At 56.9% G+C, this 25,728-nt stretch carries 25 protein-coding genes, 1 other RNA gene and 1 pseudogene; 22 read left to right on the forward strand and 5 right to left on the reverse strand.

The window, feature by feature from the left end:
- Nucleotides 1-95 precede the first annotated feature (95 nt).
- From yiaY to H598_RS0116250, 3 genes and pseudogenes are all read left to right on the forward strand, one after another.
- The gene (gene yiaY / locus H598_RS0116240) at nt 96-1,247 is read left to right on the forward strand and encodes an L-threonine dehydrogenase (RefSeq protein ID WP_028113937.1); all 1,152 of its coding nucleotides are present in this window, start codon (nt 96-98) and stop codon (nt 1,245-1,247) included.
- Nucleotides 1,248-1,441: 194 nt separating this feature from the next.
- Nucleotides 1,442-1,828 (forward strand): annotated as a pseudogene (locus tag H598_RS24710) (outer membrane protein assembly factor BamE); the annotation flags it as partial.
- 108 nt (nt 1,829-1,936) lie between these two features.
- A complete protein-coding gene (locus H598_RS0116250) occupies nt 1,937-2,752 on the forward strand; it encodes a Rossmann-fold NAD(P)-binding domain-containing protein (protein ID WP_028113938.1) in 816 nt (271 codons plus the stop codon).
- 56 nt (nt 2,753-2,808) lie between these two features.
- Here H598_RS0116250 and H598_RS0116255 read toward each other — a convergent pair whose 3' ends face one another.
- Together H598_RS0116255 and H598_RS0116260 are read right to left on the reverse strand one after the other, a co-directional pair.
- A complete protein-coding gene (locus H598_RS0116255; protein WP_028113939.1) occupies nt 2,809-3,108 on the reverse strand; it encodes an RnfH family protein in 300 nt (99 codons plus the stop codon).
- Nucleotides 3,101-3,535 carry a type II toxin-antitoxin system RatA family toxin gene (locus H598_RS0116260; protein WP_028113940.1) on the reverse strand — a complete coding sequence of 145 codons (435 nt, stop codon included), beginning with the start codon at nt 3,533-3,535 and terminating at the stop codon, nt 3,101-3,103. The genes H598_RS0116255 and H598_RS0116260 overlap by 8 nt, the downstream gene beginning before the upstream one ends.
- 95 nt (nt 3,536-3,630) lie before the next feature.
- Here H598_RS0116260 and smpB point away from each other — a divergent pair, with 95 nt between their 5' ends.
- The gene (gene smpB / locus H598_RS0116265; protein ID WP_028113941.1) at nt 3,631-4,119 is read left to right on the forward strand and encodes an SsrA-binding protein SmpB; all 489 of its coding nucleotides are present in this window, start codon (nt 3,631-3,633) and stop codon (nt 4,117-4,119) included.
- Nucleotides 4,120-4,185: 66 nt separating this feature from the next.
- Nucleotides 4,186-4,548, forward strand: a transfer-messenger RNA (tmRNA) gene (gene ssrA, locus H598_RS26145).
- A gap of 36 nt (nt 4,549-4,584) precedes the next feature.
- Here ssrA and H598_RS24715 read toward each other — a convergent pair.
- Nucleotides 4,585-5,712, reverse strand: a complete 1,128-nt coding sequence (locus H598_RS24715; RefSeq protein ID WP_051252795.1) for a Fic family protein — start codon at nt 5,710-5,712, stop codon at nt 4,585-4,587.
- Nucleotides 5,713-5,770: 58 nt separating this feature from the next.
- Entirely contained in the window at nt 5,771-8,023 is a 2,253-nt protein-coding gene (locus H598_RS0116275; RefSeq protein WP_028113942.1) for a hypothetical protein, read from the reverse strand.
- Nucleotides 8,024-8,587: 564 nt separating this feature from the next.
- On the opposite strand from H598_RS0116275, the gene H598_RS24720 reads away from it, so the two are divergent.
- Entirely contained in the window at nt 8,588-8,956 is a 369-nt protein-coding gene (locus H598_RS24720) for a hypothetical protein (protein WP_051252796.1), read from the forward strand.
- 127 nt (nt 8,957-9,083) lie between these two features.
- Here the strand turns inward: H598_RS24720 and H598_RS0116285 are convergent, their stop codons facing one another.
- A complete protein-coding gene (locus H598_RS0116285) occupies nt 9,084-9,443 on the reverse strand; it encodes an HMA2 domain-containing protein (RefSeq protein WP_156897076.1) in 360 nt (119 codons plus the stop codon).
- Between the two features lie 150 nt (nt 9,444-9,593).
- Between H598_RS0116285 and H598_RS24725 the strand changes: the two genes are divergently transcribed.
- The 16 genes from H598_RS24725 to H598_RS0116370 all read left to right on the forward strand — a co-directional run bounded on the left by H598_RS24725 (nt 9,594) and on the right by H598_RS0116370 (nt 25,723).
- Nucleotides 9,594-9,941: an HMA2 domain-containing protein gene (locus H598_RS24725; RefSeq protein WP_051252797.1), complete on the forward strand. Its 348-nt coding sequence runs from the start codon at nt 9,594-9,596 to the stop codon at nt 9,939-9,941.
- Entirely contained in the window at nt 9,934-10,626 is a 693-nt protein-coding gene (locus tag H598_RS24730) for a hypothetical protein (RefSeq protein WP_051252798.1), read from the forward strand. The genes H598_RS24725 and H598_RS24730 overlap by 8 nt, the downstream gene beginning before the upstream one ends.
- Complete coding sequence (locus H598_RS0116300) at nt 10,619-10,930, forward strand: magnetosome protein MamC family protein (protein WP_028113944.1); 312 nt, start codon at nt 10,619-10,621, stop codon at nt 10,928-10,930. The genes H598_RS24730 and H598_RS0116300 overlap by 8 nt, the downstream gene beginning before the upstream one ends.
- Nucleotides 10,914-11,201: a YtxH domain-containing protein gene (locus tag H598_RS0116305; RefSeq protein ID WP_028113945.1), complete on the forward strand. Its 288-nt coding sequence runs from the start codon at nt 10,914-10,916 to the stop codon at nt 11,199-11,201. The genes H598_RS0116300 and H598_RS0116305 overlap by 17 nt, the downstream gene beginning before the upstream one ends.
- Nucleotides 11,201-13,261 carry a heavy metal translocating P-type ATPase gene (locus H598_RS0116310; protein ID WP_028113946.1) on the forward strand — a complete coding sequence of 687 codons (2,061 nt, stop codon included), beginning with the start codon at nt 11,201-11,203 and terminating at the stop codon, nt 13,259-13,261. The genes H598_RS0116305 and H598_RS0116310 overlap by 1 nt, the downstream gene beginning before the upstream one ends.
- Before the next feature lie 429 nt (nt 13,262-13,690).
- Nucleotides 13,691-15,049, forward strand: coding sequence for a Na(+)-translocating NADH-quinone reductase subunit A (locus H598_RS0116320; protein ID WP_028113947.1), 1,359 nt, complete (start codon nt 13,691-13,693; stop codon nt 15,047-15,049).
- The gene (locus tag H598_RS0116325) at nt 15,049-16,257 is read left to right on the forward strand and encodes an NADH:ubiquinone reductase (Na(+)-transporting) subunit B (RefSeq protein WP_028113948.1); all 1,209 of its coding nucleotides are present in this window, start codon (nt 15,049-15,051) and stop codon (nt 16,255-16,257) included. Before H598_RS0116320 ends, H598_RS0116325 begins: the two co-directional genes overlap by 1 nt.
- Nucleotides 16,247-17,008 (forward strand): Na(+)-translocating NADH-quinone reductase subunit C, encoded by a 762-nt coding sequence (locus tag H598_RS0116330; RefSeq protein ID WP_028113949.1) that lies wholly within the window; start codon nt 16,247-16,249, stop codon nt 17,006-17,008. Before H598_RS0116325 ends, H598_RS0116330 begins: the two co-directional genes overlap by 11 nt.
- Nucleotide 17,009: 1 nt before the next feature.
- The gene (locus H598_RS0116335; RefSeq protein WP_028113950.1) at nt 17,010-17,624 is read left to right on the forward strand and encodes an NADH:ubiquinone reductase (Na(+)-transporting) subunit D; all 615 of its coding nucleotides are present in this window, start codon (nt 17,010-17,012) and stop codon (nt 17,622-17,624) included.
- A gap of 9 nt (nt 17,625-17,633) precedes the next feature.
- The gene (gene nqrE / locus H598_RS0116340; protein ID WP_028113951.1) at nt 17,634-18,242 is read left to right on the forward strand and encodes an NADH:ubiquinone reductase (Na(+)-transporting) subunit E; all 609 of its coding nucleotides are present in this window, start codon (nt 17,634-17,636) and stop codon (nt 18,240-18,242) included.
- Between the two features lie 29 nt (nt 18,243-18,271).
- Nucleotides 18,272-19,492: an NADH:ubiquinone reductase (Na(+)-transporting) subunit F gene (nqrF, locus tag H598_RS0116345; protein ID WP_028113952.1), complete on the forward strand. Its 1,221-nt coding sequence runs from the start codon at nt 18,272-18,274 to the stop codon at nt 19,490-19,492.
- 50 nt (nt 19,493-19,542) lie between these two features.
- The gene (gene nqrM / locus H598_RS0116350; protein ID WP_028113953.1) at nt 19,543-19,773 is read left to right on the forward strand and encodes a (Na+)-NQR maturation NqrM; all 231 of its coding nucleotides are present in this window, start codon (nt 19,543-19,545) and stop codon (nt 19,771-19,773) included.
- 142 nt (nt 19,774-19,915) lie between these two features.
- Nucleotides 19,916-20,284 carry a hypothetical protein gene (locus tag H598_RS0116355; RefSeq protein ID WP_028113954.1) on the forward strand — a complete coding sequence of 123 codons (369 nt, stop codon included), beginning with the start codon at nt 19,916-19,918 and terminating at the stop codon, nt 20,282-20,284.
- Between the two features lie 27 nt (nt 20,285-20,311).
- Nucleotides 20,312-20,563 (forward strand): hypothetical protein, encoded by a 252-nt coding sequence (locus tag H598_RS0116360; protein ID WP_028113955.1) that lies wholly within the window; start codon nt 20,312-20,314, stop codon nt 20,561-20,563.
- A 333-nt stretch (nt 20,564-20,896) separates the two neighbouring features.
- A complete protein-coding gene (locus H598_RS0116365; RefSeq protein WP_028113956.1) occupies nt 20,897-21,736 on the forward strand; it encodes a hypothetical protein in 840 nt (279 codons plus the stop codon).
- An 18-nt stretch (nt 21,737-21,754) separates the two neighbouring features.
- The gene (locus H598_RS0116370) at nt 21,755-25,723 is read left to right on the forward strand and encodes a zinc-dependent metalloprotease (RefSeq protein WP_028113957.1); all 3,969 of its coding nucleotides are present in this window, start codon (nt 21,755-21,757) and stop codon (nt 25,721-25,723) included.
- The last annotated feature ends 5 nt before the right edge of the window (nt 25,724-25,728 follow it).

Below are 25,728 nucleotides of genomic sequence, written 5' to 3' on the forward strand. Positions count from 1 at the left end.
CACAAAAATAGGTGCCATATCACACAAAGCCTACCTATTTAGCGTTATTTTGGCCCCAGATAGAGATTTTATTTCACTTTGATAGGAGACTGGCCATGTCAGTTGCAAAGTTCTTCATCCCATCAGTTAACACTCTGGGCACCGGCGCGGTAGACTCCGCCGCCGACGATATCGCCGCACTGGGTTTTAAACGCGCTTTGGTCGTAACCGATAAGGTTCTGGTTGAAGTGGGCCTGGTTGCCAAGGTGACCGCCAAGTTGACTGCCAAAGGGGTGGAAACCGTAATTTTTGACGGTACTCAACCTAACCCAACCGTGGGCAACGTTAACGCCGGTCTGGCGCTGCTGAAAGAGCACGACTGTGATTTCGTTATCTCCCTGGGTGGCGGTTCCCCACACGACTGCGCCAAGGGCATCGCCCTGGTCGCCGCCAACGGTGGCAGCATTGCCGACTACGAAGGCGTGGATAAGTCTCCCAAGCCACAGATGCCTCTGGTAGCCATCAACACCACCGCCGGTACCGCCTCTGAAATGACTCGCTTCTGCATCATTACTGATGAAGAGCGTCACATTAAGATGGCCATCGTCGACAAGAACACCACTCCTCTGCTGTCGGTGAACGATCCTGAGCTGATGCTGGACAAGCCTAAGGCGCTGACCGCGGCAACCGGTATGGATGCACTGACTCACGCTGTGGAAGCCTACGTGTCCATCGCCGCCAACCCCATCACCGATGCCTGCGCGGAAAAAGCCTTTACCCTGATTTCCGACAACCTGCGTAATGCGGTTAATAACGGTCAGGACATCGCTGCCCGTGACCAGATGGCCTACGCCCAGTTCCTGGCCGGCATGGCCTTCAACAACGCCAGCCTGGGTTACGTGCACGCCATGGCGCACCAGTTGGGTGGATTCTACGACCTGCCACACGGTGTGTGTAACGCCATCCTGCTGCCTCACGTACAGGCATACAACGCTCAGGTTGTACCAGAGCGTCTGGCCAAAGTGGCTCAATTTATGGGTGTCGACATCAGCGGCATGACCGACGAGCAAGGCGCCGAAGCGGCCCTGGAAGCGATTCGCGCTCTGTCCAAGGACATCGGCATTCCAGCCAACCTGACCGAGCTGGGCGTGAAAGAGGAAGACATTCCGACTCTGGCAACCAACGCCCTGAACGACGCCTGTGGCCTGACTAACCCTAAGCAAGCCACCCACGAAGAGATTTCTGCCCTGTTTAAAGGCGCACTGTAATCCCACTCCCTCCTCATGAGTGAACCCAAGGGCCGGCATTGCCGGCCTTTTTTATATCTGTCTGCCGGCAACCAACGAACGGCAGGGAACCATAGCGACCTTTACGAGTCTCAGTTTGGTAACATTTTCCCTTTGTGCCACTTCAAGGCTGGGGTATCATCGGGGCTCACGTTTAGGGGACAAAAACAAACAGCATGAAGCAGTTCAAACACTTGTTACTGGCGGCAGTGGCCGCAGTAACCCTCAGCGGATGTTCGGTTTTCGACTGGATGGTGTACAAGATTGACATCCCGCAAGGCAACTTCATCGAAGACAATCAGGTTGAAAAACTGCGCATCGAAATGACCCGGGAGCAGGTTGAGTTCATTCTTGGCCGTCCGGTACTGCGCGACAGCTTTGCCGATGACACCTGGTACTATGTGTACCAATACAAAAATGGCCGCACCAACGAACTGACCCGCAAAGAGCTTGTGGTCAGCTTCCGCGACGACAAGGTGACCCAGATTACCGGTGACTACACCCTGTCGGAGCAATTCAATACGCCATTGAGCGACTCGGCGCTGACCACCCCAGAGGTCACCACGCCTTAACGAAAAAGCCGGCATCGCCGGCTTTTTTGATCCCGGTCTTTGCAATCCTTCGCCCAATTAATGAGAATAGTTCTCATGCTCAATTAATTGGACGCGATCATGACCCCCATCACCATCATTGGCTGCGGCTGGCTCGGCCTGCCTCTGGCCCGACATTTTGCCGATCTCGGCCACCCGGTGCTTGGCAGTACCACCCGCAGTGAAAAATTGCCCCTGCTGCGCCAGGCCGGCATCACTCCGCATCAACTGCAACTGACTCCAAGCAGCGACCTGGACGGGCACCCACTGCTCAATGCCCGAGTGGCGGTGATCACCATTCCCCCTTCCAAAGGGGATGGTAAACCTCAATTCTACCTGCGTCAGATGGCCCACCTGGCGGCCGCCATCGAGGCGTCGGCCATCGATAAGCTGGTGTTCATCAGTGCCACCTCGGTGTACCCGCAAAACAACAGCGAAGTCACCGAGGCGGATGCGGAGCGGATTGAGTCCCCCTTTAGCGACTGCCCCTGGCTGGACATCGAGGCCTGCTTTACCTCCCTTAAGCACGTCAGCACTACCGTGGTGCGGTTCTCGGGCCTGATTGGCGGCGAATACCAACCGGGGCGTTACTTTTCCGGGCGCGAACTCGGGGGGGCCGACGATCCGGTCAACATGATTCACCGCGATGACTGCATCGGCATCATCAGCGCCATCGTCGAACAGGGAGCCTGGGGCGAGGTGTTTAACGCCAGTGCCTGTGAACACCCCAGTCGCCGCGAGCTGTACAGCCGCTCCTGCGAACTGGCCGGACTGGCACCGCCAATCTTTATCGCCGATCCCCGCCCCTACCGGCTGGTGAACTGCGATAAGGTCAAGCGTCAACTCGGCTATCTGTTTCGCCACCCCAACCCGGTGGATGCCCTGGGACTGGACTGAGTCCCAAACACAAACAGGCTCCCGAGGGAGCCTGTTTTCATGCCATCGCAGCCAACCTAGCTGGCCTTGGGAGCTTTCGCCTGTTCGGCGCGACGTTTGCGCACCTCTTTAGGATCGGCAATCAGTGGCCGATAGATCTCGATGCGCTCACCGGGTTGTACCTGGTAATCGGCCTTAACCTGACGGCTGAACACCCCAAGCTTGTTCTTGGTTAAGTCGATTTCCGGATGACGAGCCAGCATGCCACTGTCACGCACTAATTGCTCGGCGCTGTTGTCCGCATGCGCCTGCACCGAAATCACCGTAGCCCCGTCCGGCAAGGCGTACACCACATCCACAGAAAACCCTTCAGCCACGGTAAACCTCCTTGGCACGTTCGGAAAACGCCATCACCATATTTTGAGCCAGGTCGTTAAAGATCTTACCAAAGGCTTTCTGCGCCACCGGATTGGCAAATTCAAACGACAGGCTCAACTCCACTTTGCAGGCGCTGTCGGTCAGCGCCTTAAAGCTCCAGTCGCCCTGCAGACTGCTGAACGGCCCCTCTTTTAACTTCATCGACACCTTTTCATTCAGGGTCAGGCTGTTAATGGTGGTAAAGCTCTGAGCGATGCCCGCTTTTTTCACCGCAACCGTGGCAACCATCTGCTCGGCTTCGTGGCTGTGTACCTCGCCCCCCACGCAACCGGGAAGAAACTGCGGGTAAGACGCCACGTCGTTGACCAGGTCGTACATCTGCTGCGCACTGAATCGAACCAGTGCGCTGCGGTTTATCTGCGGCATTCACTCAATCTCCCATCAATAATCTGCCGCCATTGTACCAATCCAACGTCTAAGGTCATACCAAATCTGTCTAAGACGGGTATAATGGTGCGCCTATGGCTAAGAAAAATTCAAAGAAATCCAAGCCCACCTCCTCAACCATCGCCCTGAACAAAAAGGCGCGACACGAGTACCACATTGAGGAGAAGATTGAGGCGGGTCTGTCCCTGCAGGGATGGGAAGTTAAGTCCCTTCGGATGGGCAAGGTAAACCTGACCGAAGGCTTCATTCAAATTAAAGATGGCGAGGCTTACCTTCACGCCTGCACCATCACGCCGCTGAACACCGCATCCACCCACGTGGTGGCGGATCCACTGCGCCTGCGCAAGCTGTTGCTCAAGCGCCGGGAACTGGATCGCCTCATGGGTCTGGTGGAACGTAAAGGCTACAGCATGATCCCGACCGCCATGTACTGGAAGAAGGCCTGGGTGAAGCTGGAGTTTGGTCTGGGCTTCGGTAAGAAGCAGCACGACAAGCGTGATGACGCCAAACAACGTGACTGGGACCGTGAAAAAGCCCGGGTCATGAAGGGTTCCAACCGCTAACCGCTTAAACCTTGCCCAGCCTGGGCTTGGAGCCAGCGCGCTTTCGGTGGTATACTGCAGTTTCCTGGGGTCGATTTTGGATTCGACGGGATTCTTGAAACCCAAGGTGCATGCCGAGGTGCGGTTGGCCTCGTAAAAAAGCCGCATTTAAATAGTCGCAAACGACGAAAACTACGCAATCGCCGCCTAAATAGCGGTTAGATCGCCTACCTCCAACCCCCCGCCTATTGGGTGAGGAATCAGGTAGTCAAGCCATATAGGATCGCGTGGCGTCTTCTCCAGTAGACAAAGCGTTAAAACTAATCTGGATCGCCCTAGCAAAGCCTGCCGCTCGGCGCTGCGAAGGGTTAACTAAAAGAGTCGGCTAAGCATGTAGTACCGAGGATGTAGGTTTTTCGGACGGGGGTTCAACTCCCCCCGACTCCACCAAACATCTGAAAAAGCCCACCGCAAGGTGGGCTTTTTTTATGTCAGATTCCCCCTATCCTGGCTGCCGTCACAGCGAAACAGCAGTGCATCCATCTCCATCCACGCCGCCAGCACCATCGGGCACTCAAACACCCGCTGCCCCTTTGGGTGACGCAAGCGGTGTTCGGTCAACAGGCCATAACTCAGTAACTCCTTCAAGGTGCCATCGGCCCGTTCGATGGGCCAGCGCTGCTGGCGCATCAGTTGCTGGTGAGTGGTGATCGGCTGCTGATACAGGGTAGCAATCAAGGTGGCGGCATCGGCACTGGGCAAGCGCATGGCCAACTGCTGTTGCACCTGACGGTGCGCGCTCAGCACACAGTCATCGAAACGCGCACTGATGGCCACGCTCCAGTCCAGCGCCCGCTGCCAGAAGGCAAATACCCCTTGCCACTGACCGTCTTCCAGAGCGGTAGTGGTGTCGAAATAGCCCTTATGACGCTGGCTGAGTCGATACAAAATCGGGCTGACAAACCGGCCCTCACTGGCCATCGACAACCGAAACAGGTGATCACACAGCACCCGGTTCACTCGCCCGTTGCCGTCGTTAAACGGGTGCAGGCAAATAAACTGTGTGGTGCAGGCGATGGCCTGACCGATGTTCCAGAGCGACACCTCTCGCACGTACTGGCACCAGTCCCCCACCAACCGATGTAGAGTTTCTGGCGACGGTGGCACCCAGTTAGCACTGTCCGGTGAATGACCACCAATCCAGTTTTGTACCTCACGAATGCGGCCGGAACGTGGGTGATGGGGATCCAGCGTATGGTGCAGCTGACACAGCAAGGTTTGAGAGAACGGCTGCCCCTGCAATAACTCGATGCCACGAAGGTAAGCCTCGGCCTGCTCATGCACCGATTCCGCCAGCGGATCGGCGGTGGCCAGCCCGGCGGCAATCAACCCCAACCGGCGTCGGGACACGGTGCGTCCCTGCTTCAGGCACACGCCGCCGCCCAGGTAACGGGCCAGAAAACGGCTGTAATCGAACGCCACCGGTAACGGCGCTTTGGCAAACATCGGCGCCTGGGGCGCCTGTTGAAACGGAATTCGTTGTTCACTCAATCCCGGCGGAATGAAGCACTGATACTCAGCGTGGGTTGCCGGCCAAATCTTGGTTAGGTACATAGTGTCTCAGGGTGCTAAAACGGGGCCGTGGTGGCGACCCCGTAAAGTGGTTATCCAATCACAGCGAGTAGCCCACCAGCCGACTCTCAAATCCGAACATCTGGTTGAAGGACTCGTAGCGACCGCCGGAGCCCCAACCGCCCTTGCCATACACCTGGGCATCGCTGTTCAGGCAGTAATGGCCGGCGCTGTTGCGACCCACCGAGTTGCGCACGTAATTCACATTCCAGGCACGATCCACCTCCACCACCATGCCGGCAACCGGCTTGGTGGGGTAGCTGTCGGTGATCACCTCATTGCGGGAGAAATCCGGTATTACCGTGTCGTTGCTAAAGCAGATCTGAGCACTGCGACTGCGTTTGCACGGGCCGATGGCACAGCCGCCCCGGGACACATCCAGGCGCACACTCTTGTACCTGGGGCCCTTGTAAGTGATGTGTTCGAGGCGATCCATGCACTGGCCGCCATTGATGCCATCGATGCAGGCCGAGTCGTTGGGCAGTTGGCACTTGCCCCACTCGCTCTGCTCGGCGCAGTAGCTGCTGTTCATCACCACCAGCGCCTTACCGGCATCGCACATGCCAGACTGGGTCTGGTTGTTGTAATAGAACTGCTCTCCCAGGGCATCGGCGGTCATCAGCGCCGGTTCGTCGCCCACGGTCTGGTTGTCCAGCATCCAGCAGCGTTCGCGAACCTGAGCATCCAGGCGACTCCAGGTGGCCAACTTGTCGCGGTAGACGGGATAATTGGCGAATACGTCGTAATGGCTGTCACCGCTAATGGGCGCCGGAATCGGGTATTCCCGGTCGGTACTCTTCACCACCACCAAATCGTTGTTGTCCGACTCGGAAAAGCGCTGCAAAACGTCCATCAAGGCGTTGGGGTGCTTGAGGTGCAAGATGTTGCTGCTGTCACTGCCCCCGAGCTGAGTCACCAGCACTTCGAAGCTGTACTTCTTGTACTCGTTGTTGATGCTGGTGCGCTCGCTGGTGTCAAAGTTACCGTCGGCGCCATAGGCGCTGAGCTTGGCTTTGAGGCCGGCGGTGGTGGTCTTGGTTTCGCTGTAGGTCTCGCTTTGATTGACGATGCGAATGGTCGCCAGCAGCTCCCGCCCAGTGGTAATGGAGTCGATGTAACGGTCACCGCAGCCTTTGCGGAACTCCAGCTTGCGGCCATCCACCAGCTGCTGCACATTGTGGCTGGCCATGCCCATCACCTGGGCTGGCTCGGCGCTGAATTGATTCTGATGATCGGTAAAGCGAGCCACAATCACCGAGGTTTCGGTAACCTTCTCGGTTTCCGAATACAGGGCTTTACGGCCTGAGGAACCAAAGCTAAAGCCGCCGAATTTCAGCCCCAGGCCACCGGACTTCTCCAGTCCCAGGCTGCGCTGCAGCTTCTCGTAGGTATCCACCTGGGTGAAACTGAAGTTCTGCTCATTGATGCGCAGCGGGTAGCCGTTAACCCGAGCGTCCCCCTGAGCCACCCAGCAGTTGCTGCTGACAATGGGCTCGCCCTTGAGGGCATCAATGCCCCGCCCCAACATACCTCGGGCCAGCGCCAGCTCACCGCCGCTGTAACCGGTACCGTTGGCGCTCTTCAGTCGCGTTTGCCTGGCCGCTATCGAGGCGCTGGCAAGCAATTGTCGGCTCAGCGCCACTGCCGGCAGCGTCTGAGTACTGCCACTGACGCTGGGGTTGACCACGTAATAGGGGCTGATCTGATCCCTAGAGCAACCGGCGCTGTTACAGGCTTCCACAATAAACCGCACCGGAGTGTCGCCATTCGGCCCCGGGTCACTGGTGCCGGTATCGGTGCTGGTGCTGGTGCTGGTGCTGGTGTCTTCGGCCGCCGCCAGTCGCTGCACCGAGGCAGCGCCCAGATTATGGCTAACACTGCCCGCCTGGCTGCGAGTGGCAATCAGTTGGCGCCCGTAGCCTTTGGACTGCTTATAGACTTTGTAGCTAAAGCCGTCACCAATGCCAACGCTGTTGGACGCTCCCCAGCTTAACGTCACCAGATCCGAGCTATCGGTCTGAGCCACATAGAGCTTTCGCGGCTCGCTGGGCGGCAGCGGATCCGGGTCCGGCTCGGGTTCATCACGAGTATCACTGTCGAGGCTGTACAAGCCGGCCTTGGAGGCCGGGCCCGACCAGCCCCAGCCCTGTTCGACGCCTTCGGCCAGTTGCTGAAAACCAGCCTGATCTTCATAAAAGCCGCTGTCGACGTCGCCGCCGTCGGGCAGCCCGGTTGCCTGAGCGCCGAGGCTGAGCCCCGCCAGAGCCAGGGCCAGTGCGTTCGTCCTAAACATAAATCCTGTCCTTGTGGTTGTTAGCGGCAGAAACCGTTCTGCCGACTCCCTTGGCGCACAGCGCCGGGCATTCAAAGACGAAACTTACCTGAGTGCCAGCGATGGCTGATGACAGCCCAGGCGCAGACCGCGGCCAAACCCAACCCGAATCCAATTCAATCGATACCGAAAGCACCGAGCTCCAGCCTCAGGGCAGTGTCTCACGACCACCGAAATAAATGTGGCACCTGGCGGTTAAAGGCAGTAGTTACAACCAGTTACATGCGATGGCGACTTTAAAGGTGGGAAAGAGACACAGCCCCTCTGCCAGGGGGCGGGGCACTGACAGTCAGCGATGTGAGCTAAAAACGAAGGTGCGGAACGGAAGATTGCCCTAGCAACAACGCTGCAATCGCTCCCGCCCAAGACGAAAAATGCCTACAGAATCGATGACCCATCGCTGCCACTGCGACACTGCCGATTCAATGCATCGAAAATTTCGTACCGACCAACGGCCAAAGAGAATGGAAATGCGGCCCAAAAACCGCAATAATGGATGCAAATGATAACTATTAGCGGAAGCAAATGTCGTCGTCGCTGAAAAAGTTGAAGAAGTTGGCCAAAGCCGGCCGCACTGCCACAGCCAAGCCAACTCGCATCTTGCCGGGCCCGTCGCCCCAGGTGCGCAGTGAACTGCTGGCCATCACCCAGGATGCCGGTCTTTCTGCCGCCCGGGAATTGATGAGCCCGCTAAATCCGCTGTTGTCGTGGTTTAATGAGGGCGGCAACCTCACCTTTCGACCGATGAACTCAACCGCCCAGGCGCCTCAATCCAGAGCCGTCACCAACAACCTGTCCCTGGCCCGCCTGCCACTGAAATCCCCGCCCTGCAAGCGCTGTCCAGCCAGGATGGGCGGCATCTGCAACTGCGCCCGTAAAAAATTCGCCCTGTAATCGGAAAATAGCGGTGAGAAAAAGGCATAGGCAGCGCCGGTCTACTGCCCGTCAATAGGAACAAGATCGACCTTTACGCCCCGGGGGCACAGCGATGCGACACTGAAGGTCGCAGGAAGAGTGACAATCAGGCAAACGCCAACGCGCGGACCATGGTGGGACCGATGGCTCGCTTCAGCGCCATCATTGCCACCCCTTTCACCAGGGTCTTAGAACCGTTTTTCACCGCATTTTCGACAAAGGCGCTGCGCTGCTGGCTGCGTAACCAGCCATGGCTCTCAACGGTCTCCAGTAATGAATCGGCATCGATCTCATTATGATCAAACACAATCGCCACCGAGCCAGCGTAACGCTTATGGGTTACACTCAGTACCGCGTCAATCTCTTTAAGTTGCTCAATCAGCTCAGCCACTTGCTCAGGGTGATTGAGAATGAACTCGGATCGAACCCGCAGGCGACGCTCTGTCTTGTGAATGTAGGTACTCATAACAACATCCTGAATGAGATTGATTACCATTTATACTAGCTTGTTTCTTACAGGAAAACAACGGAAATTCTTTGATCCAGGACAGGTTTTTGGATGCTTTTTCGTGTGAGAATCCGCTTTATTCTTCCTGCCACTAGTTGATTGATATTTATGACCGAATGGACTTCAGAAGTCTTAAAACTGAGACAGTGGGTGCACGTCGCCCACCACATCCCCGGGCGCATAAGACTGAAGTTCAACTCCACGCTGATCACCCAGATGGCGCGATTTAAAGCCGAAAAAGCGATGGAGCAGGCCACCCAGTTTCCGCCATTGAAACGCTACCAACTGAACACCAGCAGCAACAGCCTGATCCTGGAATACGATCACGGTGTGATTTGCCCTGATCTGCTGGATCAGCTGTTTAGCCCATGCGAGCAGCAGGCCAGCAATGCCTGCACCACACTGATCACCACCTTAACCCCAATTTATCAAGCCGGAGTCAATCACAATGAGTAACAAGGACGAGCAAAACATGGCGTACCCACCTTACGGTTACCCCCATATGCACCCCCATTATCAACACCCGGCGATGTACCCCTATCCGCCGCACATGCATCAGCCAATGTACCCACACATGCAGCAGCAGATGCCACCTCAAATGCAGCAGATGCACCAACAGATGCATCAGCAGCAGGTGCCCCACGGCCATCACCCCCACTACGCTCAACCGCCGCACCAGGGCCAGCAGCAAGACTCCGGCTTTGATCCACTGATGGCTCAAGGTCAGCAGATGCTGGAAGGACTGATGGGCGAACAAGCCGGTATTTTCAAAGACCTGATGCACAAGCTGGGTGTGGACGACAAAGAGTTCTGGAAAGGGGCGATGATCGGCGCGGCAGCGGCACTGATCCTCAGTAACGACAACGTCCGTGGCAACCTGATGAACCTGGTCAGCGGCGCCGGCGACATGCTGAAAACCGGTACCGATAAAGTCAAACAGACCGCCACTCAAACCGCCTCCAGCGTCAGCGACAACGTCTCCATGACCAGCGATGTGTTTAAGGATACTTTCGCCGCCGGTAAGGCCGGGTTCAAAGAATCCGTAGAGCGTCATCGTCAACCCGAGGCCGACAAGGCACCGCAAGCCGCCGCGCCACAGGCCGAGGCCCCGGTAGCCGAAGCGGACGCCGGTAATGAGTAATGGCTCCAACCAACTGAGCCCGGCCAGCCGCACCATGATTGCCAGCGCCTTGCTGGGAGGCACGGCATCGGCGGTATCACAGTGGTCTCAGTACCAGAATGGCGAACTGGCGGTGAACGACATGACCACCAAGGTGCTCAAGGACGCGGCCAAAGCCGGTCTGGCCGGTGGCGTGGCCACCGCCGTGGCCGGACAGATGGCCGGCAGGCCGGTGTTGTCTCTGGCCACCGTGCTGTGCGCCGGTGCCGCCAGCCTCTACCTTATTGACGAATTAATGGAAAATCGCAATGAACAAGACTCCTAATCCCTATTACTACCCTTACGCTCAGCAGCCTGTGCAGTCTCAGCCTGCGCCTTACCAGAGCCAGAACTCCCGCACCCACCTGCTGACCGGGTTGGTCGCCGGCGCGGCCGTGGCCTACCTGCTGTCCAACAAGAAAGTGCAGCAAGGCGTTGCCAACACCGGCACCAAGGTGTGGTCAACGGTTCGTGGTGAAGTGGAAGAGCTCAAGGAGCGCCTGGAAGACACCCAGGCCGAACTGGAGTACTACCGCAACCTGCATAAGGAAGACTGATGACTCACGTTGTGGTCAAACACCACATTCCCGGACGCGTTCGCTTCAGGCTCGGGGCTGCCCAGCCCTTAGAGGGTCTGTCGGAGTGGCTGCGACTGGGACTGCTGTCGGTGCAAGGCGTGCAATCGGTTCGGGTCAACGAAGCGGCCCAGTCACTGGTTGTGAGCTACGACGCCGACCTGATTCAATACCAGCAAATCAGCGAACGGCTGCAGCAACTGGACTGGCAACAGGCGGTTCAGGGCGACAGTGAGCACCAGTTTACCCGGGGTGACATTGCGCTCAATACCCTGGGTCTGCTGGCCGCCTGCTTCATTCCCAAAGGCTACGCCGCCGCCTCCACCCTGACCCTGATCGCACCGACCCTGAACGAAGGGGTCGAGCAGCTCAAGGACAAAAAGCTGGGCGTGGAGGTGCTGGATGCCATCGCCATTGGCCTGTCGGCCTGGCGCGGCGATTACAAGACCGCCATGCTGACCCAGACCCTGCTGTCCACCGGTGAGTACATGGAGCAGGAGACCAGTCGCAACAGCGATAACCTGCTGGCGGAGCTGATGCAGCCGAAGCACAGCACCGTATGGGTAGTCCGTGACGGCCAGGAGCAACAGATCAGTTCCGAGGCACTGGTGCTCAGCGACGAAGTGTTGCTGGGACCGGGTGACATGGTGCCCGCCGACGGTCACATTGTCGACGGCACGGCCCTGGTGAACCAGGCCAGCCTGACCGGTGAATCGGTCCCGGTGCGCCGGGAAGACGGCGCCTACCTCTATTCCGGCACCGCCATCCACGACGGTAAGGTCAGGATGCGCATCGACAAGGTCGGCAGTGAAACCACCACCGCCCAGATCGCCGCCATCATCGCCCAGTCCCTGGGCGAAAAGAGCCAAACCCAGCTGGCGACTCAGGAGATGGCCGAACGACGGGTGAAAATCACCCTGGCCATCGGTACCGCAGTCTTCGCCATGACCCGGGATCTGGAGCGACTGGCGTCGGTATTCCTGGTGGACTACTCCTGCGCCCTGAAGCTGTCCACACCGGTCACCTTCAAGTCGATGATGTACCGTGCCGCCAAGCAGGGGCTGCTGCTTAAAGGCGGCCGTGCCATGGAAAACCTGGCTCAGGTCGACACCTGTGTGTTCGATAAGACCGGTACCCTGACCTATGGCGATCTGGAAGTGACCGACGTGATCTGCCTGCGAGAGCAGGAGAACGCCAAGGAGTTGCTGGCCATGGCCGCCTCGGTGGAGGAGCACTGCAATCACCCGCTGGCCCAGGCCATCGTCAACGCCGCCAAGCACCACGCCCTGCCCCATATCGAGCACGGCGAAGTGGATTACGTCATCGCCCATGGACTGAAAAGCTCCATCAATGATCATCCGCTGGTGATTGGCAGCCGCCACTACCTGGAAGCCCATGAAGGGGTCGACTTCAGCAGCCTGGAGCAAACCATCGGCCAGTTGGAGTCGGAAGGGAAGCATCTGCTGTTCATGGCCAATGAACATCAGCCCATCGGGGTGATCGGTCTGCGGGATACCCTGCGCCAGGAGGTGCAGCAAACGCTGCAGCAACTTCGCGACAGTGGCATTCGCAACCTGGTGCTGCTCACCGGTGACACCGCCTCCAAGGCGCGTCAGTTGACCGAGGAACTGGGTTTCGACCTGTACTTCGCCGAAGCGACTCCGGACAGCAAAGCCGAAGTGGTGGACAAGCTGCAACAGCAGGGGCACAAGGTGCTGTTTGTCGGCGACGGCGTCAACGACGCCCCGGCCTTGTCTCAAGCGGACGTCGGCCTGGCCATGGCCACCGGTACCGACCTGGCCCACCTGGCGGCTGACGTGGTGCTGTTGCAGGACAACCTGTTGGGCATCGCCCAGGCACGGCAACTGGCACAGGAGGCGATGACGCTGATCAACAGCAACATTCGCCTGACCGAAGTGGTCAACAGCGGCATCATGCTGGCCGCCGCCATGGGCTGGCTCAATCCGGCAGCCAGTGCGCTGTTGCATAACGGCACCACCCTGGCGGTGCTGACCCGGGCCATGGCAGCCCGCAACGGCTAACCGAAAACCCGGATTCAAAAAGCGGCGCACAAGCGCCGCTTTTTTTTGCCGATTTTCCCCATCAGAACCGGCGCCGAGAAATTGCGCCATTCGAGCAATTTCCCACCACCCCTTCGGCGATGTGGCAGCGGGTTCTCGAGACGACTGGTCAGACCGCGAAAAACGCGAAATGTTGTTGCTTGATCATCTTTAAAATCCGGTTGTCGAGCACAAAAAGCCCGCCAAATGTCGCCACCATCACACAAACCTATGATTGAGAAGGGTAAAAGCGCTTATTCCTTAACAAATTGGATAAGCCGGCCACACTAATCTTGTAACTTTACAAGTAAAAACTTTCAATTTGAGTGCCAAAATGTGACATCTCTATCGGAAGTCTGTTCAAGTGTGATTTATCATTTTTCGTCCTATTTCTAACGGTTGATGTTTGCGATGGCGAGTTCCTCAGACCAGGTAAAAACAATAACGAAGGGCCTAGATGTGCCCATTGCCGGCCAGCCCCGGCAACTCATTGAATCCAGCCTGAGCCCATCCCACGTAGCCCTGCTTGGCGAAGAGTACGCCGGGCTCAAACCCACCATGATGGTGGAGGTGGGTGACGTGGTGAAGAAGGGCCAGCCTTTGTTCGAAGACAAAAAGAACAAAGGGGTGATCTACACTGCGCCCGCCAGTGGCGTGGTGACCGCCATCCACCGGGGGGCCCGCCGGGTGCTGCAGTCAGTGGTGATTCGCATCGAAGGCGACGAGGCGATGCAGTTCGATGCCTACGACGACCTGACCTCACTGTCCCGCACCCAGGCACAATCCAACCTGATTCGCAGTGGCCTGTGGACCGCCCTTCGCACGCGTCCGTTTTCCCGGGCTCCGCAGCCGGGCAGTGCCCCGGCGGGCATCTTTGTCACCGCCATGGACACCAACCCTCTGGCGGCGGATCCCCGAATCATCATCGACGAACAGGCACGCGCCTTTGCCGATGGCCTGGCGGTACTGACGGCACTCACCGACCACAGCGTTCATCTATGCCATGACGATCAAGGCAGCCTGCCTGGGCACGACCTGCCTCGGGTCGAGAGCCATCGTTTCGGTGGCGTCCACCCGGCCGGGCTGGTGGGCACCCACATTCACCATATCCTTCCGGTGAGCCTGGAGCGCCAGGTGTGGCACATCGGCTACCAGGACGTCATTGCCGTCGGCAAGCTGTTCACCACCGGTGAGCTGTACACCGACCGAGTGGTTTCCCTGGCCGGACCCAGCGTTGCCCAGCCGCGACTGGTTCGAGTACCTCAGGGGTCAGAGTTAACGCCACTGCTGCAGCAGGAATTGAAGCCGGGATTCTCCCGAGTGGTGTCCGGCTCACTGCTGTCTGGCCACACCGCCGCCGGCCCACGGGATTTTCTGGGGCGTTACCATAACCAGATTTCCGCCCTGACCGAGGACACTCAGCGCCAATTAATGCCCTGGGCCCGTCCCAGCCGTCAGCGGTTCTCCATCGCCCGGGCGGTTACCTCGCTGTTCACCCGCAACAAGAAGTTCGACCTGACCACCCACTCCGGCGGCTCCAAACGCGCCATCGTGGCCTATGGCCAGTTCGAAAAGGTGATGCCGCTGGACATTCTGCCGACCCTGCTGCTGCGTGACCTGATCTGTCAGGACACCGACGAAGCCCAGGCCCTGGGGGCATTGGAGCTGGACGAAGAAGATTTGGCCCTGTGCACCTTTATCTGCCCGAGTAAATACGACTTCGGCAAAGAGCTGCGCACCTGCCTGGACATTATTGAGAAGGAAGGGTAATGACTGATCACAACCAACGTGGCCAGGACGCCTACTACGCCCACGGTAACTCCATGAAGGATTACCTGCGCTCGCTGTTCATCACCTATGCCCGGCCGACGTCGGGTAAGGTGCACGTTCGCGATGGCATCGACGTAAAACGCACCATGCACGTGGTGATGCTGTGCCTGATGCCAGCGATGCTGTTTGGCATGTACAACCAGGGGCTGCAGGCTCAACTGGCGCTGCAAGCCGGTGCGACCGCCGCCGATGCCTGGCAACTGGGCGTGTTTAACGCCCTGTTCGGCCCCCTCGGCCAGGACAGCTCCGCCGTGGCACTGTTTGGCTACGGCGCCAGCTTCTACCTGCCCATCTACGCCACTGCACTTCTGGTTAACCTGTTCTGGGAAGTGGTGTTTGCCCGGGTCCGTAACCAGGAGCTGCACGAAGGCTTCTTCGTCACCTCCATGCTGTTCGCCCTGGTGGTGCCAATCTCCACCCCGTTGTGGATGGTCGCCATGGGCATCAGCTTTGGTGTGGTGATGGCCAAAGAGGTGTTTGGTGGCATGGGCTGCAACTTCCTCAACCCCACTCTGGCCGGCCTGGCGTTCCTGTACTTCGCCTACCCCACTGTCTTTGGTGCCAGCGGTCAACTGGTGGCCGTGGATGGCTTCAGCGGCGCCACCACTCTGGCCCAGGCGGCAGCGGGCAAAGTCCCCTTTGCCGACTACCCCTGGTATCAGGCTTTCAGTGACGCCGCCTGGTGGGATGCCTTCCTCGGCTTCACCCCCGGCGCCGTCGGTGAAACCAGCACCCTGGCCCTGCTGATTGGCGGCAGCCTGTTGATGCTGTCGAGCCTGGCCTCCTGGCGCATTGTCGGCGGGGTGTTCATCGGCATGGTCGCCACCGCCACCCTGTTCAACCTGATTGGCTCCACCACCAACCCCATGTTCGCCATGCCGTGGACCTGGCACCTGGTTAGCGGTGGTTTTGCCATCGGCATGCTGTTTATGGCCACCGACCCGGTCACCAGCACTTACACCCGTAAAGGCCGCTGGGCCTACGGTGTACTGATCGGGGTGATGGCGGTATTGATTCGGGTTATCAACCCCAAGATGGCCGAAGGCATGATGCTGGCGATCCTGTTCAGCAACCTGTGGGCACCGATTTTCGATTACCTGGTGGCGCGAGCCAACATCAAACGGAGGCAGGCACGCAATGGCCTTTAATAAAGATTCTGTGCTCGGCACCATGACCTTCAGTGTGGTGTTGTGCCTGCTGTGTTCCTTTATGATTACCGGCACCGCCGAAGTCTTGAAAGAGCGCAAGCTGGTCAAAAAACGCAGTGAGCTGAAGCGCTACGTACTGGTGGCCGCCAACATTGAGGGCGACGTCGAAGAGATGTTCGACAAGCACGTCACCCCGGTGCTGGTGAACCTGGACAGCGGCAAGGCCGCCGACCTGAGCGAAAAAGAGATTCTCGACTTCGATGACCGCATGGCAGCCATCAACCCGGATACCTCGATCAAACCCAAAAAAGATCTGGCCCGCATCAAGCGCCGCGCCAATCAGGCCCGAGTATTTAAAGTCGTCGACGATAACGGCCAGTTGACCAGCGTGGTAATGCCGATTCACGGCAAAGGGCTGTGGTCTGTGGTGTATGGCTTTGTGGCGATTCAGCCCGATCTCAACACCATCGAAGGGCTGGTGATCTCCGAGCATGGCGAAACCCCCGGCCTGACCGATTTCCTCAAGGATCCGCAGTGGCTTAAGGGCTGGCACGACAAGCAGATCTTCGACGACAGCGGCAAGCCGGTACTGGCAGTGGTCAAAGGCGGCGCCAAAGCCGGCGACAGCCACGGCATCGATGGCGTCAGTGGCGCCACCAAAACCGGACGCGGTTTGCAAAAAGCCGTGCGCTTCTGGTTCGGCCCCGAAGGCTACCAGACCTTCCTGAACACCTTGAACAAGGAGGCCTGAGGTGAGTAACGCAACCAAACAGGTTCTGACAACCCCGATTTTTGCCAACAACCCGGTCGCCATGCAGGTGCTGGGGGTGTGCTCCGCCCTGGCGGTCAGTAACTCCATGGAAACCGCCGTGGTAATGACCCTGGCGGTAACCTTTGTACTGGTGTTCTCCAACCTGATTATCTCGCTGATCCGCAAGATGATCCCCAACAGCGTGCGCATCATCGCCCAGATGACCGTCATCGCCTCGCTGGTGATTGTGGTCGACATGGTGATGCAGGATGTGGCCTATGAACTGTCGCAGAAACTGTCGGTGTTTGTTGGTCTGATCATCACCAACTGCATCGTCATGGGGCGGGCGGAAGCCTTCGCCATGAAACACGGCCCACTGATGTCAGTGGTGGACGCCCTGGGTAACTCCATGGGGTACGGCGTGATCCTGATCGGCGTCGGCTTTGTCCGCGAACTGCTGGGCAGCGGCACCCTGTTCGGCTACGAGGTGATCACCACCGCCGAAAACGGTGGCCTGTACCTGGCCAACGAGATGTTCAAGATGCCCCCCAGCGCCTTCTTCCTGATCGGACTGATGATCTGGGCCATCCACGTCATTCAGCGCAAAAAAGGCTAAGGAATCTCCATGGAACATTACATTAGCCTGTTTATGCAGGCGGTCTTCATCGACAACATGGCGCTGTCGTTCTTTATGGGCATGTGCACCTTCCTGGCCGTGTCCAAGAAGGTGTCCACCTCCTTTGGCCTTGGCGTCGCAGTCATCGTGGTTATGGCGCTGGCGGTGCCGGTAAACCAGCTGATCTACGTTAACTTTCTGAAACCAGGCGCCCTGGCCTGGGCCGGCCTGCCCAACCTGGATCTGAGCTACCTGAAGCTGATCACCTTCATCGGCGTGATTGCCGCCCTGGTGCAGATTCTGGAGATGGTACTGGATAAGTACGCGCCGGCCCTGTACCAGACCCTAGGGATCTTCCTGCCGCTGCTGACGGTCAACTGCGCCATCTTTGCCGGCGTGATCTTCATGGCCAACCGCGACTACAACATGACCGAATCGGTGGTGTTTGCCCTGGGTTCCGGCACCGGCTGGGCCATGGCCATTGTGCTGCTGGCGGGCTTGCGCGAGCGGATGAAGTTCTCTGCCATCCCTGAGGGGCTGCAGGGGATTGGCATCACCTTTATTTCCACCGGATTGATGGCGCTGGGCTTTATGGCCTTTGCCGGCGTCTCTCTGTAACCGAATCACCAGATTAAGAAGGTAACGCAATGGAAATGGCAATCGGCATCAGCATGTTCACCGTGGTGGTGTGCCTGCTGGTCGCGGTGATTCTGTTCGCCAAAAGCAAACTGGTCGCCAGTGGCGACGTCACCATCGGCATCAACGACGATCCGGACAAAACCGTCACCACCCCTGCCGGCGATAAACTGCTGGGCGCCTTGGCGGGCCAGGACATCTTTATCCCCTCCGCCTGTGGCGGCGGCGGTACCTGTGGTCAATGCCGGGTGCACGTGAAAAGTGGCGGTGGTGAGATTCTGCCCACCGAACGCGATCACATCACCAAGAAAGAGGCCAAAGAGGGCTGTCGTCTCGCCTGCCAGGTGGCCGTGAAAGGCGACATGGAGCTGGAGCTGGAGGAGGAGATCTTCGGCGTTAAGAAGTGGGAGTGCGAGGTGGTCTCCAACGACAACACCGCCACCTTCATCAAAGAGCTGCGTCTGAAGATTCCGGAAGGGGAAGAGGTGCCATTTAAAGCCGGTGGCTACATTCAGATTGAAGCCCCGGCGCACCACGTCAAGTACAGCGATTTCGACATTCCGGATGAGTACCGTGATGACTGGGACAAGTACAACCTGTTCGAGCTGGAGTCTCGGGTCGACGAAGACGTACTGCGAGCCTACTCCATGGCCAACTACCCGGATGAGAAAGGCCTGATCATGCTCAACGTGCGCATCGCTACGCCGCCGAGCAACGACCTGCCTCCGGGCAAGATGTCGTCGTTCATCTTTAACCTCAAGGCCGGCGACAAGGTCACCATCTCCGGACCCTTTGGCGAGTTCTTCGTGAAAGAGGACAGCGATGCAGAGATGATCTTCATCGGCGGCGGCGCCGGTATGGCACCGATGCGCTCGCACATCTTCGATCAACTCAAGGGCAAGCACACCAAGCGCAAAATGAGCTTCTGGTACGGTGCCCGCTCCACTCGGGAGATCTTCTATCAGGAGGATTTCGATACCCTGGCGGCCGAAAACGACAACTTCGAGTGGCATGTGGCGCTGTCGGATCCGCTGCCGACCGATAACTGGGACGGCTACACCGGCTTCATTCATACTGTGCTGCTGGAAAACTACCTGAAGAACCACAAAGCCCCCGAGGATTGTGAATTCTACATGTGTGGACCGCCAATCATGAACTCCTCGGTGATCACCATGCTTAAAGAGCTGGGTGTCGAGGATGAGAATATCCTGCTGGATGACTTCGGCGATTGATCTTCGTGGGCAGCCTTTTCGGCTGCCCCTTTGTCTGTTAAGGAGCAGTTATGACGGCCTTTATTGCCACCTTTTGTCTGATGTTGCTGGTGATTCTGATCATGTCGGTGGGGTACCTGTTTCGGCGCAAATCCATTGCGGGATCCTGCGGTGGCCTGGCCGGAGTCGGCATCGACAAAGCCTGCGACTGCCCCGAGCCCTGCGACAAGCGCAAAGCCAGGATGGCCGCCGAAGCGGAGCAGCAGCGCCGCCAACAGTACCTGCAACAACGAATTTTGTAACCCCTCGAGGGCTTGCATAAAGATTCAGTTAATTCAGCCGCTTGGCCTATACTCCCACGGGCCTTTTTTTGCTAACATTCCGGCCATCTTTGTTCGCTGTTGCTCACCCTGACGTCAACAGCGTTACCAGCCGGGAGTCGAAATGAAACCCTTGTTTGCCCTGATGCTGGCCGCCCTGGCCGCTCAGGCATCTGCCGCCACCGTTGATCTCAGCATCGAGCTGTCCCTGCCAGGCAGCGACCCTATGACCCTAAAGGTCAGCCCCGAAACCAACGAGTGGGCCCATTACCCACTGGGCGACTACCAACTCTCCATTCGCCCCAGTACCGATGCAGAACAGGCCGAAGACATCATTACCGTCGACGCCATCCTGACCCAGGGCGCGGGCAACAACACCAACCAACTGTTAATGCCAGCCATTACCGTGCTGTCTGGCGACAAGGGCGCCATCGAATTAGGCCAGCCTCCCCGCTCGGTCAATTTTGCCGTCAGCGCCACTCTGGCAGACTGAGCCCCCGTCTCTGTAGGAGCGCCGACCATGGCCAAACCCAACAAAAAGGCCCCGGGTCGCTCGGTCGACGTGGTGTGCAGCAACTGCAACCACAAGCTGTACCGCTACAAAAAGGGCGGCAATGGTGCCCTGGTAAAGTGCTTTAAAGAGCGCATCAGCGAGGACTACACGGTCACGCCCTGTGTGTGCCCGGGCTGCGGCGCTACTTTTGCCCGAGACACCCTGATCCGGGGGACCCCGGCGTTTAAGATGATCGGCGGCAAGGTACGAATGAAATAGGACGGCAAAGACGACTTTGCCATGGCTGAATCTCACTCAAGCAACCGCACCCCCTAATAATCACTTCCCCGTCTGCGCTGCCGCCGCCCTTGGCATAAACCATTGCCCCTTAATGACGACTGAGGACAATTCGAAGACAATGAGAGCCAGATCTCACTTCGCAACAATTGTTTTCATTTTATTACCTGATTGTATTTCTTTTTCTTGTTTACCTTTGCCTAAATGATTCATTGGTGATAGCGTTTCGCGTCCAATATTAACTTCATGGCGAAACTTTAGAGCCGACTAATTTACAAAAATATAATTGTAATAGGCCTAAAAAAGGTAAACACAATGAGAACTGGCTTACTTTTAGTCGCTCCCATTTTATGGGCTGCGTCTTTTTTGGTGCATGCCGAAAATATTCAGGACCGGTGGGTTACCCCTGAGAAAAGCCGCTGGTCTGGCTTTATTAGCTTCGACTACACACAAAACAAATACAGCGCAAACGCATATCTATCTGAGCGGATATATTCTGGAACCGCCATTATTAGATACGCGCTTAATAAAGACTCTCGGCTCCAGGCGGTAATCTCCGGCTATCATTCAGACGACGGTGACGACTACGGCAGCCAGGGTGACTTCTGGAATGACACCTCCCTGTCATGGTCAGAAAATAATGTATGGAATCCGACAGATAGCGTAACAATGAGCACCGAACTGCGGGCTATATTCCCCACTTCCAGGCTGTCGCAACGGCAGGATCTGGAGTTTTCTGTGCGGGGTGGAGTGCGATTCAGTTTCGATCTCAGCGAATACGTAAAGGGGCTTTATATAGGCAACAATATAAGGCTAAGAAAGAACTTCCATGAATACGAAAGCGCGGGTGGTCAGCCGATGACCGAATATCAACTCAGCGACTTAATCACCATGGATTACTTTTTTGCAAAACGATTCAATTTCAGTGCTTACATTATCGTTCGCCAGAGCTGGAATTACGACGGTGGAGATTTCTACCCTGACCTGATTCACGGGGAAGAGTTCGGTTATCAGTTATCCGACAACATCGACCTCGCTTTAGGTATGACCAATGGCATTACCTATTACAACCAAGCACGCGGCACGAATCCAATTCACGATCTGATCGACTTGGACAAAATGAACTTTTATTTCGTCGCCAACTACCAGTTTTAAATGAACAGGAACTCACTCATGTTTAAAAGGATAGCGATTGCCGTCGCCATCAGTGCCGCATTGGCGGGCTGTGGCACCGAAGAGCGGCCCTATGACGTCTATGAACGACCGGCGGAAGAGATCACCACCGCCTCTCTGGATACCGAATCACTGTGGCTGTTTATGCCCTCCACCGGCGCCGCCCCTCGCTACGCGATGACTCAGCGTGGCTTCTTCCAGGGCGACCCAAAACTGGTCACCCTACGTTTCGATGAAGACAATGGTATCTACGCCGAAGAGGTGGATCGCGATAAGCTGACCATGGATGGCAAAAGCCGCTGGGGTGACGACATCAACCTTGCCCCGGTGCTGAAGATTCCCGGAAAGTTCCGAAGCTATCGCTGTGCCCTCAACGCCTATGATGAGTGCACCAACAAGGAAGAGGTCAACGAGGACGAAAACGTCGAGTGGGACGAAAAAACCCACTTCGTTCCAAAATACTCACAAGTTAAGGCTTTAGCCCAGGACAGCCTGACCTGGTACACCTCCAGCAATGTGGAAGAGTCCGCTGACCCGCGCCTGATTTCCTACGAATACGATCCAGAAAAAGGCGTTATCAACATTGAAGTTGAGCGTACCTTTACCGCCGATCCTGAAGATCAGTATGAGTTTGGCTACGACTTAGAAAATCTGTCTTTCAAGACCCGCTTCTTCTACTCCCTGGTGAAGCTGGACAAGCTGATCACCCCGGATTACCAGCCAGTCTACTATCAGGGTCGGGATCGCGCCTACTACGGTTTTTTCAACGACGCCAAAGAGCAGCGTACCGACACCGGCGAGACCAATGTTCAGGGCAGCGTTTACAGCTTGCTGAACCGCTTCGCGCCTAACCAGGACAGCATCGACTACTACCTGAGTGACAACTACCACGAAGAGGGCAACGAGCTGTACAAGCGCGTTACCATGGAGAGCATTACTGACATCAATAAGTCGCTGGAAGGTACCGGTGTGCCACCCATCCGCATCGTTAACCCTAACAGCAAGGCTGGTATCCACACAGGCGATCTGCGCTACAACGTGCTGAACCTGATCACCGACCCGGTGGACAACGGTCTGCTGGGTTACGGCCCATCCGCCACCAACCCGCTGACCGGCGAAATTGTTCACGCCCACGTCAACCAGTACGCCGGTGTAATCCGCAGTGCCACTCGCTCTGTATGGACCCAGTTGGTGATGCGCTACAACCGCCAGGAGATTGTCCGTCCTGATGAGTACAAGCCAGAGCCAGAGACTTCAGAGGGCGGAACCGATACCTCAGGGATCACTCCAGAGATCGTAGCGCCTAAGATTGGTGATGACGTAGTGGTGCGCAGTGTTAGCACAGATGAGATCGAGCAGCTTCTGAATCGAGGTGATGATCACGGCCTGCACCTGCACGAGCACAAGCATGACTGGAACACTGCCAATCCGGATCTGGCCACTCAATCCTTTAACAAGCATCAAGAGCGTCTGCAGAAACTCTCCGAGCAAAACGCTTTTGCCGTCGAGTTTATGTGGCTGAGCACCCAACAGAAAGGCCTGATCAAGGGCATCAACTACCTGGAAGGTGGCTACTTTGCCAACGAAGAGAACACTCAGCTGAAAGCCTGGGACGATCTGACTTCCGCACAGCAGACCGAAGTCAGCGACGCCATTGCCGAGCACATGTTCCGCTCCACCCTGGTTCACGAGCTGGGTCACAACCTGGGTCTGCGCCATAACTTTATGGGCTCCGTAGATAAGGCCAACTTCTACTCTGAAGAGGAAGCCAAGGCCAAGGGCATGGACAAAGTCCCCGCTTACAGCTCCATCATGGACTATGCGGGCTCCGTTTTCGATGAACTGCCTACCTATGGTAAGTACGACATCGCAACCCTGCGCTTTGGCTATGGCCGTCAGGTAGAGACTGAACTGGCTACCACTGTCGACAACGAAGAGACCGGCCTTCCAGAAGTAAAAACTGAGAAGAAATACCTCTCTGTAGCAGACCTGGATGCCAACCTGGCTAAGGACTTCAACGCCTACCCAACCGGTATTGTTCAGCATATGCGGGACAACTACATGGAAACGGACCAGGTCAAAGATCTGGAGCTCGGCGATAACCAGACTCTGAAACTGGCTCAATTTAACTACTGTACCGACGAGCACACCACCACCTCAGTGCTGTGTAACCGCTTTGACGAAGGTACAGATATCAATGAGATAACCGAGTTTCGAATCCAGCGTTACCACGACAGCTATGACACCATGAACAAGCGTAATGGTCGTCAAAGTTTCCATCAGTTCCACCAGTACAACTATTTCCTCAGCCGCTGGGATCAGTTCCTGCAGATTCGTGATGTTATTGAAAACGTAGAAGAGATCGACTATCTGTTTGCACGTTATCTGGGCATCAGTGAAGAGCGTAACTCCCAGGGTCAGTCCATGAAACAGATCTACAACGCCAGCTGCCGTTGGAAGGACTTCGACACCCTGTCTCCTGGGCTGAAGAACCTCTGCACCACCTATGAGGCGTCTCGAACTGCGGCCCAGTTCTTCATCGATGTGATGACTGAAACCGACAAGGTGTGTGAGATCGAAGAGATTGCCACTGGCGTAGAAAACCGGGTGACCTTCCGGACTCTGTCAGATCTGTGGAAGGACTACCGTGGCCACCCCGCTGTCTCCAAGAACCGCGACATTCCTACCAGCTGTTTTGATCCTGAACTGGTGACTGCCCTCGAGGGTGAAAGCAACCCCATTAAGGTGCGCTCCGAAACCAAAGATGGTCGTATTGAAGCCAGCCTGCAGGCCAACAACCCTCACCAGAGCTCTGTGACCTCTGTTGATCTGCTGGGTACCTGGCCTGACAAGTTGCTGGCCGCCCAGATGCTGGTCCGTCGTGACAGCCCCTATGTGGATACAGAGAACTCCAGCCTGGCACTGCTGGATATCGACTATGACTCCCGTGATTCTTATGCTCAGCTGATCTACAACCACCTGTCTTACCTGACTGGTGCCGAGCAGTTCCATCCACCCAAGTTTATTGATAAAGATGGCAAAACCGTTGAAACCGTTCAGCGCTATGTGCCTAAGCTCACCAAGCTGATGGACAACTCGCCCTCCTACCTGTGGCCCATGAAGCGCTTCTTCCGCCTGACCGCTGGTGATGAGCTGCAACACTGGTTCGACCCATCCATGCCGGATGTACCGACTCCAGCATTCAATGCTCTGCTGAAGAACCTGAGTGACTATGGCCGCATGCCTGGCCTGGGCATCAACGACAGTGCCGAGCACCTGGTTGAATCCCTGGGCATCTATCAGGCATCTCCTGCCATTGACGACTCCAATACCATCAGCTTCTCCTGGAAAGCGAAGAAGTACGTGATCATTCCACGTCGTAATGAGCTGGCTAAAGCGATGGCTCGTCGTGCCCTCTATGGTGAACTTGAACCTAAAGAGCAGTACCTGAATGACGGGCTGCCGTCCGAGCTTGAAACTGCCATGAGAACCATGTTTAAGGACACCCAAAGCACAGCGGAAGCGTCTGTTGTCGCAGTTGGTGACAGCGACGCCTTGACCGCTTTGAAAGAAGATGGCCTGGACGCAATTGCCGGACGAACTACATGGACTGGTGCCGTAATCACCCCAGCCAGATTCCAGTCTTACAAGGAAAATGGCAGCACCTGTTACCGGGTCCTGGTTGATGGCGAAAGCGACGAGCAGCGCCTAACTCGCAAGTGCAACACCAATGGTGGTCTACGCTTGGCCAGTGCCGCCATGGATAACCTAGCAGACGACCGCGTTACTATGCTGTCCCAGTGGTCCGGTGTATATGGAGGCAACCTTGCCTTCTGCCGCGCCGATGACAAACTGAAGAACTACATCGATGTCTTTGACTACGAGCCCGAGGTTCTTCACTTGTGGGCTACCAAGAAGTACGAAGCTCTGCGCCCCGCATTCTTGCAGTTGCCAGTGCTTAACCCTTAAGAGTT

This window comes from Ferrimonas kyonanensis DSM 18153 (genome assembly GCF_000425405.1).
GTDB classification, from domain to species: Bacteria; Pseudomonadota; Gammaproteobacteria; order Enterobacterales; family Shewanellaceae; genus Ferrimonas; species Ferrimonas kyonanensis.